Origin of the sequence: Leptospira soteropolitanensis, from assembly GCF_026151655.1 — a bacterium.
GTDB lineage: Bacteria > Spirochaetota > Leptospiria > Leptospirales > Leptospiraceae > Leptospira_A > Leptospira_A soteropolitanensis.
On sequence record NZ_JAMQPN010000010.1, the window covers coordinates 103,123 to 116,794 of the forward strand.

7 protein-coding genes are annotated in these 13,672 nt (G+C 38.4%); 2 read left to right on the plus strand and 5 right to left on the minus strand.

What is annotated here, in order from left to right:
- Positions 1-209: 209 nt before the first annotated feature.
- Together ND811_RS17125 and ND811_RS17130 are read right to left on the minus strand one after the other, a co-directional pair.
- Complete coding sequence (locus ND811_RS17125; RefSeq protein WP_265353143.1) at positions 210-1,964, minus strand: SpoIIE family protein phosphatase; 1,755 nt, start codon at positions 1,962-1,964, stop codon at positions 210-212.
- The gene (locus ND811_RS17130) at positions 1,961-3,838 is read right to left on the minus strand and encodes an ABC-F family ATP-binding cassette domain-containing protein (RefSeq protein WP_265353142.1); all 1,878 of its coding nucleotides are present in this window, start codon (positions 3,836-3,838) and stop codon (positions 1,961-1,963) included. Before ND811_RS17130 ends, ND811_RS17125 begins: the two co-directional genes overlap by 4 nt.
- A 143-nt stretch (positions 3,839-3,981) precedes the next feature.
- Between ND811_RS17130 and epsC the strand changes: the two genes are divergently transcribed.
- Positions 3,982-4,848: a serine O-acetyltransferase EpsC gene (gene epsC / locus ND811_RS17135; RefSeq protein WP_265353141.1), complete on the plus strand. Its 867-nt coding sequence runs from the start codon at positions 3,982-3,984 to the stop codon at positions 4,846-4,848.
- A gap of 1 nt (position 4,849) precedes the next feature.
- Here epsC and ND811_RS17140 read toward each other — a convergent pair whose 3' ends face one another.
- From ND811_RS17140 to ND811_RS17150, 3 genes are all read right to left on the minus strand, one after another.
- Entirely contained in the window at positions 4,850-6,373 is a 1,524-nt protein-coding gene (locus ND811_RS17140) for a family 2A encapsulin nanocompartment cargo protein cysteine desulfurase (protein ID WP_265353140.1), read from the minus strand.
- Positions 6,360-7,295 (minus strand): family 2A encapsulin nanocompartment shell protein, encoded by a 936-nt coding sequence (locus ND811_RS17145; protein WP_265353139.1) that lies wholly within the window; start codon positions 7,293-7,295, stop codon positions 6,360-6,362. The genes ND811_RS17140 and ND811_RS17145 overlap by 14 nt, the downstream gene beginning before the upstream one ends.
- A 139-nt stretch (positions 7,296-7,434) precedes the next feature.
- The gene (locus ND811_RS17150; RefSeq protein WP_265353138.1) at positions 7,435-10,929 is read right to left on the minus strand and encodes a PAS domain-containing protein; all 3,495 of its coding nucleotides are present in this window, start codon (positions 10,927-10,929) and stop codon (positions 7,435-7,437) included.
- 56 nt (positions 10,930-10,985) lie between these two features.
- On the opposite strand from ND811_RS17150, the gene ND811_RS17155 reads away from it, so the two are divergent.
- Positions 10,986-13,595 carry a tetratricopeptide repeat protein gene (locus ND811_RS17155; RefSeq protein WP_265353236.1) on the plus strand — a complete coding sequence of 870 codons (2,610 nt, stop codon included), beginning with the start codon at positions 10,986-10,988 and terminating at the stop codon, positions 13,593-13,595.
- Positions 13,596-13,672 lie beyond the last annotated feature (77 nt).

The window sequence follows — 13,672 nt, forward strand, 5'->3', positions numbered from 1 at the left end:
CTCTCTTCTGATCAGTTGTGCCAGTCTCTTACCTGAAGAAAGAAGGGTGTATCAGAATAACCCAGTCAAATTACCGGAGGGAATGAACATCCACCAATGGATGGAGACAAAAAAGTATCAATTTCCAAATCGATTTTGGTCCAGACAAATTGGTATTGATGAGATTTATTTAACTCTACCGAAGGAGTTGGCAAAGGAATACGACGAGATCAAGTTTTGGCTTTCTCTACGGTAATGCCGGAATAACGAATGAGTCCAAGGGTCAAATCATCTTGGATGGCAGTGATTCCTCCAGAAAGTTGGATGACCGATTGGAAAACTTGGTCTTGGATTTCAAAGAGAGGAAGGCTTCGTATATCACGAATTAGATGGAGTAGTCTTTCTTCTCCAAACATTTGTAATGAATTGGGTTCTCTTGCCTCGGTGAGTCCATCGGTGAGCATGACAATCAAATCACCCGTTTCCAATTGGAATCTTTCTTCTTCCGCGAGAATTTCAAAAATGGGGGTAATGATCCTTCCCATAGGTTTCAAACTCACGAGAGCTCCCGATTTACGAATGATAAATAGAGGAAAATGTCCTGCTCTGGCAAAAGTTAGAGATCCTGTGCCTGTATAGAGATGGAGTAAACTAGCAGTGACAAAATGTTCCCTTAGATTTGGAATGATTCGTTGACGGATCGATTCTAAATTATCCTTCAGGCCAACAGGGTCTTGTTTCCATTTTTCTAGTGATGTTTTGACAAGTGCACTGAGAAGTGCCGCTGGAATTCCATGTCCAGAAACATCGCAAATAAAAACACCTAACTCTTGTTTTTCTGGTTTCCAAACAAAATCATACAAATCGCCTCCCACTTTCATCATCGGGATGTTTTTAAAAAGAATTTCTACTCCCTGCGGTTTAATTTCTTTTTGAGGAAAAAGGGATTCTTGGATCCGTTTTGCCATATCCAATTGTTTTTCAATTTCTGTTCTTTGTTCTTCAATTACCGCCGTTCGTTCTAGAACTTTTTGTTCCAATTCTTCATTGGCCTTTTCTTTTAGTTCATTTAAAACTTGTAAGGATTTTAAAGAAGCAAGTTGAGCTCTTTCCCTTTCCCTTGTGGCGGTGACAAGAAAGTAAGCAATCCCACTGATACAAAACAAAAATGCATCCAAAAAAATTAGGGAATCATTGATCGAGAGGCCACTCGCATCTCTTCTTGCGAATACTCCTTTCCCGTCAATTGTTAGTGTAACGGCTGTAAATGCGAGGACTACTGTGGAGAGTGTGGCACCAAATTGACGAAACCTTATGCTTGTGACAATCACGAAAGGAATTGGCAAAAAAAGCAGAGGCCATTCATCGCTAAATGCAATCGATCCAGAAATATAAACTAAAATGATCCAAAGCAGAAGCTCAATTTGTTTGCGAAGTTCTAACTTTAATTTTGATTTAGGATGAAACCATACATATAACAAAGGAGCCACAATGAGAAAACCGAGCATCTCACCCGAAAACCATGTGAAGAATACGTTGAAATACAATTCACTCGATAAAAAATCCCAATACCATAAACTTGTAACACCCATAATGGCGCTTACAAAAGATCCAGGAAATGTTCCTATACTTAGGAAATAAATTAAATCCTTTGTGGAGTAGATGGGATCACTTTTTTCTGTAACTTTTTTGATGATTCGATAGTTGATATAACTACTAAGCGTATTTCCAATCCCAATAATAAAGGCTGTTTGCAAGTGTGGATTGTTGAAAAAATTGGCAAGGGTTGCACCTAAATAAATTCCAGGTAAAGCAACAGGTCCAAGTAAGAGAAGAGAAGCAAGGCCCACTCCTTCGGGGGGCCAAACAGGAGAAACTTGGCTATTTAAGAAGGCAATTTTAAATCCAATTTGTGCTGAGATGAAGTACCCAATGAAGATGATGGGTGTCCAAATAAAAATTCTTGTATATAGGACAGTCTTCATTCGGATTGAAGCATTTCCCATTCCTCCATTTTGTAAAGAATTTCCGTTTCTATCTTTTGGATTTCTTCAGATATTTTCTGAAGTTCTGTATGATTATTTGCGAATGTACTCAATTTCTTTTCTAATTCTTGTTTGGATGATTCAAGTTTAGCGATCTCTAATTCTAATTTAGAAAGTTTCTTTTGGTCTTGTTTGGACTTTTGTGGTTTGTCCGTAACTAATGTAGCAGGCGAAGATTCTTTTGGTTTTGGGGAACTTTGTTCGTTTTCTAATTCTAAAGAATCGGTTTCCAAAAAGGAAGAAAAAGTTCCAATGTAATGATCTAATTTTCCTTCTTTTCTAAAAATGAGAAGGCTCTCTGCTGTCCGGTCGAGGAAATATCGGTCATGAGAAACAATCACAACCGTTCCTGGGAACTCATCTAAAAAGGATTCTAAAACAGAAAGGGTTTGGATGTCCAAATCATTGGTTGGTTCATCTAAGATAAGAAAGTTGGGACCTGTCATCAGGATCTGAACAAGAAAAAGGCGGCGTCTTTCACCTCCAGATAGTTTGGCGATGGGAGTGTATTGCAATTTTCCATCAAAGAGAAATCTTTCTAACATTTTCGCGGCAGAAATTTTCTCACCTGATTCGGTTTCGATCATTTCTCCGGCCACATCTTTGATATAATCGAGTACATTTCTTTCTAGCGGAAGTTCGGAACTGGTTTGGTCAAAATATCCAACTTTTGTATTCATCCCCGGTTTGATAAATCCACTATCAGGTGCAATGCGACCAGCCATGAGATTCAATAGTGTGGACTTGCCAATTCCGTTTGGTCCAATGATCCCTAGTCTTTCTTTGGCTTTAAAAGTATAAGTGAAATCATTGATGAGCAGTCGGTCGCCGATTCCTTTTTTCAGATTATGAATTTCTAAAATGGTTTTCCCTTGGCGTTTGGCAGCAACACTCAATTCTAAATCTTTTTGAATTTCTCGTTTTTCTCTATTTTGGAGATCACTGGCGCGATCAATCCTGGCTTTTTGTTTGGTGGTCCGAGCTTTCGGTTGGCGTTTCAACCACTTCACTTCTTGTTTGAGGAATTGTTTGATTTTATCTTCTTGTTTTTGAAGGGTTTCTTCTCTTTCCACTTTTCGCTCTAAATAAATAGAATAGTTTCCTTCATATAGAAAATGGTTACCACGATCCAGTTCCAAAATTTTAGTTACAATTCGATCTAAAAAATAACGATCGTGAGTGATGAGTAAGATGGCTTTGTCAAGACCTGCTAAATAATCTTCTAACCATAAAATAGATTTTACATCCAAATGGTTTGTTGGTTCATCTAAAATTAGTAAATTACTTTCATCAATAAGGGATTTCGCAAGTTCTACTTTTTTAAGCATCCCACCAGACAACTCTGACATTTTTCTTTCTAACTTTTCAACACCTAACTCTTTTAATATGGACTTGATTTGTTGTTCGTAATCCCAAGCAGAAAGCCTATCCATTTCTTGTGAGGCACTCGTAAACTCATCATCTAGTCCCTCTTCACCTTCACCCATTCGTTCACAAATGTCTTCATAACGACGAATGGTTTTGACGAGTTTGTTATCACCCTTATAAATATGATCGAGGATAGTTTCGTTTTGATCAAAAACAGGGTTTTGGTCGAGGATAGAAATTTTAAGGTTATTGTTTTTGATGATTTGTCCGGAATCCGTTTCTTCTTTTCCAAGAAGAGCACGAAGGAGAGTAGACTTACCCGATCCATTGATCCCTACAATGGCGAGTTTTTCTCCTTCGCTGATAGAAAAATCAAGATTCGAAAAAAGTTTTTTTTCGCCGATGGTTTTGGAAAGTTTGGATACAGAGACTAGCACAATGTCCATGAGATGGAAATAGGCTCATTCGGACAATCGTATTCAATATTTTGTTATGAATGTACATCTGATTTGTCGACTTTGCCTTGGTTTTTAAGACCTTAGAATTTTTCGCATTCTCCCTAATTTCCATCGTGGACTTACTGGGTAATATGTTATCGAATGGACAAGATGAATTTTATAATTCGATCCTCAGTCGGCAATCCATCCCAGAAACAGTGGTTGGTGGCAAACAAGTGGCCAGTCGGTTTTTGGAAGAATTGTTTTCTGTTTTATTTTCTGGATACCATTTAGAACGTAACTTTATTTCTAAAGACCAAATCATCGACCAGTTGGAACTCTTTCGCATTCGTTGGAAAAATTTACTGGAACCTTATGCGGCTTATGCAGATAAAGAACTTGGTCGCATCGTTGCGTTAGATGATATTTTACATAACTTCGTTGCCAAACTTCCTGGCCTCTACCAATGGATGTGGGAAGATGCGGAAGCTGCTTTTTTAGGAGATCCTGCTGCAGAAAGTATCCACGAAGTAATCCTCGCCTATTCAGGGTTTTATGCCGGTGCTGTCCACAGAGTAGCAAATTATTTTTTTAAGTCTTCTTTGCCTATCTTCCCAAAACTATTATCTCGTGTGGCACATGAAGCAACAGGTATTGACATCCATCCAGGTGCTGAAATTGGGCGGGCCTTTTTTATGGATCATGGAACAGGGATTGTGATCGGAGAAACCACACGTATTGCAGACAATGTAAAGATTTACCAAGGTGTAACATTAGGTGCCTTATCAGTAAACAAGTCTTTGGCGAAACAAAAACGCCATCCTACGATTAAAGAGGGAGTTGTGATTTATGCAGGAGCCACCATTCTCGGTGGGGAAACGGTGATTGGGAAACAATCCATCATCGGAGGGAATGCTTGGATTACCCAAAGCATTCCTCCTTATTCCGTTGTGTATCAGAAATCAGAAGTGCGAGTCCGAAGTGCTAATGAAATCCAAGGTTTGGATTTCACCATTTGAACTAAAGACCGAAACGATTGCGACTTCCTAACCCGTACAACACCCGGATGAGTGCATCAATGTCTTCACAAGAATTGTAAAAGGCAAGAGAAGGTCTCACTGTTGATTCCAATCCAAATCTTCTTAAAATCGGTTGGGCACAGTGGTGGCCGGCACGCACAGCAATTCCTTCTTCCGCTAATTTTTTTCCAATCTCTTCTGTTTTGAATCCATCAATGACAAAAGACAACACTCCCGCTTTGTCTTTGGCAGTTCCAATCAAATGGAGTCCTGGAACCTTTAACAGTTCTTTGGTGCCATATTCGAATAGATCATGTTCGAAGGCAGAAATTTGTTTCATTCCAAATCGGTTCAGATATTCAATGGCAGCGCCAAGTCCTACTGCATCAGCGATGTTACCTGTTCCTGCTTCAAAACGAAACGGTGCTTCTTGGAAGGTAGTGTGATCAAAGTTGACATCTTTGATCATATTCCCTCCACCTTGCCAAGGAGGCAAACTGTCGAGAATGGATTTTTTTCCGTAAACCACACCGATGCCAGTCGGAGCGAAAAGTTTGTGACCACTAAACACAAAAAAGTCGCAATCGATCTCCTGAACGTTCACAGGCATATGGGACACAGACTGAGCTCCATCCACAATCACAAGGGCTCCTACTTTATGAGCAGACTTTGTCATTTCCTCTACGGGAACCACTGTTCCTAAAGCATTCGAAACTTGTGTGATGGATACAATTTTTGTTTTGGAATTTAACAAACGTTCGTATTCGCCTAGAATGATTTGTCCTGAATCATCGACAGGAGCGACTCGTAACTTTGCGCCTTTTTTGGCACAGACCATTTGCCAAGGAACAATGTTTGCGTGGTGTTCCAAATGAGTGATGAGAATTTCATCACCAGGTTGGATGTGTTTGTCAGATAAAATATTGGAAAGTAGATTGATACCTTCTGTAGTTCCTCTGACAAAAACAATTTCTTCTACACTCCCAGCTCCAATAAACCCTTGGACAAGTGACCTAGCTTTTTCATAAGCATCGGTGGACCTTGCCGCAAGAGTATGGGCTGCACGATGGATATTGGAATTCTCATGTAAATAAAAATGAGATAATCTTTCGATTACCGAGCTTGGTTTTTGTGTGGTAGCCGCATTGTCGAGCCAAACCAAGGGTTTCCCATTGACTGTTTCCGTTAGGATCGGAAAATCTCTCCTTGCCGATGCGAGGTTCCCACCACCTGACTGAGATAAGCCGATACTTGGGAAAGACTGAAAATCAGAATAGGAAAAACCTGTATCTGTTAATTTTAAGTCTTCTAAATAAGGTAAGGACTCTTTTGGTAAATTTTGCGAAGGTAAGTCATTTGATGGAAAACCCACTGTAGGAACGTTACTTCCACCAAACGATTGCAAAACTCCAAACATTTCCTTCGCCATTTTTTCTAATGTTTTTTCATCAGGAAACAACGACGGGGAACCATTGATGAACGAGTCCGGTTTTAATTTTAAAAAACTCGGATTATTTGTATTCATAATAATTTCCCACATCTACATTGTCGAGTGCAGCAATCGCATCGTCAGTGAGTATGGCTGCTGAGCAGTAAAGAGAAATCAAATAGGATCCAATTGCTGATCGGTTAATTCCCATAAAACGAACAGACAGTCCCGGAGTTTGTTCCCCTGGTAGGTTGGATTGATATAAACCCACAACCCCTTGTTTTTTTTCACCAACTCTTAAGAGTAAAATACTAGAAGTTCCTACAGCTGACTTTGGATTTGTTTCACCATTCACAAGAAGTTTGTCGGTAGGAATGAGTGGTAGCCCTCTCCAAGTTAAAAATTGTGCACCAAACAGAGTCACTGTGGCCGGTGGAACACCTCTTCTTGTACATTCACGACCGAAAGCAGCAATTGCAAGTGGGTGTGCTAAAAAGAAAGATGGTTCTTTCCAAACTTTTGTGATTAAATCATCCAAATCATCAGGGGTAGGAGGTCCTTTGCGAGTGCTAATTCTTTGGTGAGGCGGAACATTTTTTAACAATCCATAATCCTCATTATTGATGAGTTCCAATTCTTGTTTTTCTTTTACACTTTCAATGGCGAGTCTAAGTTGTTCATTGATTTGTTCATGTGGGGAACTGTATAAATCAGAGACTCTGGTTTGTACATCAAGGATTGTGGAAATTAAACTAAGTGTGTATTCACGAGGTTTTTCTTCGTAGTTAACAAACGTTTCTGGAAGTTCTTGTTCTCCCTTTTGTCCGCAAAGTACATCCACTTGTGTATTGGATTTCACTCGGTTAACACGAAGGACTCCCGCTTCTAACGGTTTCCAGTCGAGCAACCTAACTAAAAAACGTGGGGTAGTGGCACCATATTGTGCATTTGTTTTGACTGTATTTGCCAGTTGGCGTGCTGCTAAATCGCCTAAAGCGTGCTGTGTTTGTTCTGCCATAAATGACCTCTTTTTTGGAAATGGATCATTTACGATAAATTTCTTTCGATACCCCGAAAACGAGAATCGATAGGATCAATGAAAATAGAGTTAAGTTTTGTGTGGTATATTGTGAAAGTTGATCAGTAGACTAAGCAATTTAATCCAATCGGAGCCATTGTTTTATCTTTTCGGCAATCGTTTTTAAAACAACAGGTTTGGATATGTAATCGTTCATTCCACTTTCCAGGCAACGTTCTTCTTCACCTGACAGAATACCGGCGGTGAGTGCAATGATCGGAACCATTTTCCCATTGGCTAATTTTCTGATTTCTTTGGTCGCATCGTAGCCGTTCATTTCTGGCATCTGTACATCCATTAATACCAATTGTGGTTCTGTTTGAATAAAATTTTCTACTGCTAAGACTCCGTTCTCAGCTTCGATGATGATGGTTCCGGGTAAAGATTTTTGAACAATTGCTTTCGTTAACATCATGTTTACGGGATTATCTTCTACAATCATAATCTTGATTTTTTCATTGGTCAAGATGGGAGAGACTGGTTCATAAGCGGTTGTTAATACTTCTTGGTTTTTTCCAGAAACGAGTTTGTCCAAACTCTCATACAAAATATTGGTTTGAATTGGTTTTAAAAGAATAGATTGTATGCCGAGTTCCTTCCCGCGTTTGTAAATGCTTTCATCATTGGAAGACGTATGAAGAGATAAAAATGGTTTTCTTAAGTTGTTTGTTTTGATCGTTTTTAAAAGATTTTCTAGGAAATCTAATCCATTCATTTCTGGCATGTTAAAATCGGAGATCACTACGTCGTATAGATTGCCAGAGGAAATTGTATTGAGTGCCTCCTGTGCGTTTCGAAACCCATCAACTTGGATTCCTTTGTAATTTAACATCTCTCGGATCACAAGTAAGTTGGTTTCATTATCATCTAAAACTAATACTTTTTTGATTTCTTTTAGTTCTGGTTCTATGTTTCTTTCGTTATCGGCAAGGGTAGTGATTTTGAAGAAAAACCGAGATCCTTGGTCTCGTTCTGATTCCAATTCCATTTTTGAATCAAATAAATTTAATAATTTACTAGAAATGGATAATCCTAAACCGGTTCCACCAAACTGCCGTGTTGTGGAAGTATCTGCTTGAGAGAATACTTCGAAAATTTTCTCTCTATTTTCCGGGCTAATACCAATTCCTGTGTCAATTACTTCGAAAAGAAATTCGTATTCGTTCTGGCCTTTTGGTTCTGCAGAGATTTTGATTTGAATTTCCCCTTTTAAGGTGAACTTTAGCGCATTACCTATTAAATTTAAAAGGATTTGTCGTAACCTAAGGGAATCGACGAATATATTTCTGGGAACTTTGGGTGAAATGTTTAGTATGAGTTCTAAACCTTTTTCGTATGCTTTGTGTTTAACGATCTCTGCAATTTGATGGAGTAAGTCATAGATATTAACACGCTCCTTATAAAGTTCCATTTTCCCGGATTCAATTTTGGAAAAATCTAAAATGTCATTGATGAGGTCGAGTAGGGAACTTGCTGAAAGATATACAGTTTCCATGTATTTTCTTTGTACTTGGCTAAGTTCTGTACGCATGAGTAAGTCTGAGAAACCAATGACACCATTGAGCGGAGTTCGGATCTCATGACTCATATTGGCAAGGAAATCCGACTTTGCCTGGGAAGCTTTTTCTGCATTTTCTCTGGCAACTATTAGATCTTTTTCGAGTAACTTTCGTTCGGTGATATCTGTATGGGTTCCAATCATCCGAAGTGGTTTACCATCTTCTGTCCATTCAATGACTTTCCCGCGGTCTAAAATCCATTTATAGGATCCATCTTTACATAACATGCGATGTTCATTTACATAAACCGCAGTTTCACCATTAAAATGTTTATCTAAATCGGCAAAATAATTTTCTTTATCTACCGGGTGGACTCTCGATTCCCATTCTGATATATCAGTGCCAATTTCTTCTTCAGAATAACCTAACATGTTTTTCCATTGGTTGGAAAAGAAAACTTTGTTTGTGATGGCATTCCAATCCCAGATTCCATCTCCTGATCCTTCCAAAGCAAATTGCCAACGGCTTTCGCTGGCACGTAATGCCTCTTCGGTGGCTTTGTGCGCTGAAATATCGATACCTATCCCAAGGTAACCTGTGATTTTGCCATCTTTGTTTTTGGTAGCAGTGATTACTAGTTGGACAGGAAATTCCGTTTTATCTTTACGCACATAAGTCCACTCTCGTGAGTCATATTCACCTAACTTCGCTTTATGGATAAATGTATTAAACCCTGATATGGGAATTCCAAATTCACTTGTCAAGGCAGCGGAACGGGCTTCGATTTCTTCCTTTTTATGAAAAATCGCAAGTGTCGTTTTGCCAATAATCTCTTCGGCATCATATCTTAAATGGTATTCGGCACCTTTGTTAAAATGAGTAATGATTCCATTCGTGTCAGAACCGATAATGGTTACATGAGTGGTCGCATCCAAAATGGTTTCTAGTTTTGAAAGTGCATCTTCTCTTTGTTTGTCTAGGGTTACGTTTTTAGTGATATCTTGAAAACTTCCAAAAACACGGATACATTTTCCATCTTTAAATACAGAGTGTCCGATAGCCCTTACCCATTTGATTTTTCCCAAATTGGTTTTGATTTGTAAAACCAAATCGTAGGATCTACCTTCCGTTACGGCTTTGTTGAAAGCCTCTAATAACATTTGTTTGTGGTCTTCTAATGGATAAAAATCGAATGCAGTTTTTAGATCTGGAATATAATCATCTGGAACTTCATGGATTCTTTTTGTCTCTTTGGCCCAAAATAGAGTGTTGTTAACAAGATCAACATCCCAGGCTCCGACGTTGGCAGCAGCATTGGTTTCTTCGAATAAAAGTTTAATACTCGCAAGCTCATCTCGTTGTTTGATAACTTCTAATTCTTTATCTTTTCTTTTTGTGATATCGATTAGATAAGAAATTTTTTCTGTAGGTATGGAATTGAAATAACTAACAACACTATAAACGGAAACATAAATGTAAGCACCGTCCTGTTTTCGAAATCGAAATTCCCTTTGGTAAGTGTTTGATTTATTTTTTAAATGCTCTTTTTCTTCGGAAATAGCTCTTTCTTTATCATCCGGGTGAATGAGATCATCCGGCTTTAACATCCCTTTTTTAAAGTCACCGGTTTGGTATCCCAAGTTTAAAGAAACATTCGGTGACACATAGGTTGTTACAAACTCCGTATCAAATTGATAACGAAAAATAACATACGGACCACTATCCAAAATTACATTTTCTATATTAAAGTTTGGTTCTCCGCGGAGAATGACTCCTGGTTTGTTTTTGAATTCTATATACCTTCCCGAAATTCGAAATGGGTTCCCGAGAAGGCTTGTAGTGAATTGGAAAGGAGTCCTTTTGGCCAAAGTTTCTTGGCATAAATTCACGAGAATCAGTGCATCCCTGGGAGAGATGTGAAGGTCGTTAATATGTTTTCCAACGGAAATGGAATCAGGTGGCAGAAAAAGATTCGGAGAGGTGCGAGAAAATTGAATTTCTAAAAATGGATCCAGGTAGATTAGGAATTCGTCAAAACTCTCCACTATGGATTGGTAGTTGAAACTTTCTGCCATGAATTGTTATGTCACTTGACCAAAACGATTGGTTCTAAAGAATAATGGATACGATGATGAATCGCCTGTCACTTTCTATTTTTCTTCTGTGTATTTTCGCATTTCCTATGGGAAATCTGATGAGCCAAACCCAAAGAAATCATGGTTGGGTGGTTTCGGGAAATTCCTCCAAACTCCTCATCCAAGGAAAAGAAATTTTAAATGCCAGAGATGATTTTCGATTCAAAGCACCTGAGGGTATGAATCAAATCCAGGAAATCGATTATTATCTAATGTTAGGAGAATATTATCTACGAAAAAAAGATAAAGTAGGAATTGCCAATATCCTCTACGATCTTCGTACTAAAAAAGGTGAATATGCCTTTGCCGATTCGTTACTCACTTCTTTATGGAAACAGTCACAATCCGAAGAAGTGCAAGCGATTAAAATCCTTGATACCTACATTCAAAAAGAACCCAATACATACTTTCGTAACCTAGCAAAAAATATGCGAACCAACCTTTTTCAAACAGGGGAAGATGAAAAAAAATCTATGGTCCGCATGGATTGTCAAAAAAACAAACCTTACTATTCTTTATGCCGAGTTTTTCGATTACAATATTATATTGATCTTCCTTCCGGCAAAGAGAAGGAAATGCATAAACATTTTGTGAATATTATGCGTGTCAGTTCTCCTTTTTTTGAAGACCCTAATTTGGAATGGATTCCTCTTCTGGATCGGATAGACGAAGATCTTCCCGCCAAACTTTCCTTTCTTGGATTTGCCAGAGAAGGAATTCATCTGCAAAAAATGATGATGGATCTGGAAAAGATCACAGACGGGTTTATCAGTGAAAATTCAAACGAACGAATGGCATTTTTTCAAATACTTTCGGGAGATTATGCCGGAGCGGAAGAGTCACTTTTGAATTTTCTGAAATTAGCAAAGGGCAAAAAGACTTCCATTCTAAATAGAGTCTATGTAAAGTTAGGTGCACTTGCTTATTTGCAAAAAGATTATAAAAAATCTTTGGATTATTACCTGAAATTGGATTTAACGAACTGGTCAGCCGATATTCATCATCCCTATTTGAACGAACCAATGTCGATCAGTGGAGTTAAGGATTTAATTTCTGTTTCATTGTATAAGGTAAATGGAGCTGACGCTGCCCTTAAAGCATTACAAAAAATCAAAGATCCTGAGAAACTAACAGAAGCAGATATCTGGCCTAAACTAAGAATTTCACAAATGTTAATGGATCAAAATCCAGAACTATCATCACGAATGACTGATGAAATCATTTATATGGCTCAGGAAAAAAAATGGAGAAGGTTAGAATATGCCGCTACTGTTTTGCAAGGGTATAATCAAATTTATAGAAAGGAATTTCGAAAATCCACAATTGAGCTAACAAAGAGTAGGGGGATTTTGGATGAAGAAAATGCATTTTATGCAGCAGAGTTCCTTCGTAATTTTGGGTTTGTATTTGCTCATACAGCTTCCGGCAAAAAAGGTCCAGTGAATGGAAACATTCGTGATGGTGTTTCTGATTATCTACAAAACAATCTTTATGAAGATTTGTATTATATTCGTAATTACAGACCCTTGGCTTTTTCAACCGATTTGTTTTTTGAATATGCCCTAAGTCATTTGCGAGATGATAACGATGTTTGGGGGCTTTTGGATTCCGTTTATAAATACAATGCAGTAAAATGGACCCGCAGTTTAAAGGGGAGTCCTCATTCTTTATTTCAAATTCAATTTGTTGATAAACAATTTCAATATCTCTCTGGTTTTTCCACAACAAGAGAATCCAAGTTCTTTGATTCGACTTATGCCGATAGCCGCGAAACGGAAAGCCAAATCCAAAGAAAAAGCGAAGAAGAGTCTGTTCGCAATTTAGAATCTGCAAAACATCCCACAGTAATTTTATTGCCATACAAAGAAGAGTTTTATCTTTTCACTTTTAATCCTAGAGAATCTAGAAGAAACCAACTGACTTGGAAAGTCATTCGTTCCCAGAGGCCTGACACATCGGAAGCCATTGACTCTGTACGGGAGTTGGTTAGTTCCAATAAAGATACGGAAACGGTTCAAATTTATTTGAATGAATCTGGGGCAAGTCTTATGCGATCTCTCAAAAAAGAAATGAAAGAGACGGGGTTTACATTTTTCTTTTCACTCCAACCTGGTTCCGATCCTCAAAAACCGTTAAACACGTTTTCTTGGAAATGTCCACAAAACATGCGTTCTTTAGGTGGGAAAGGAATGAATTTAGTGGATACCGCTTATTTCGAAGGTTCACGCATCTTAAAAGAAAAAGAAAGACTCCACCTTTGGGATTTTTCTGCAAATGCAAGTCCTTTAAACTCCGTGACTAATCTTTCTTGGTCTTGTAAATCTGATCTTGGATCTTTCGAAGAAATACCATTTTTAAAATTATTCCGTCGGATTGACTATCGAACTGTTCCACGGATGGTTGTTTACACCGAACGTGTGGTTGGCAAATCCTTTGCCGATTACTCTTGGCATTACCAATGGCTGCATTTTTGGTTTCGTTCGGGGACAAAAAAAATCGGATACCTCCCAACCCTTCCTGTTTTGGATGCGGCCTCTGTCTCAGGCCTTGCCGATCCTTCACGTTATCAAGACGAAGGTGTTTGGATCCATGCCACCCCGCAATAAAAGTGACATAATCATAGTTATATCCTTTGGAAGAAATCCCTAGATCTTCTATATTTCTGGTAAAAAAGAGCCAAAAT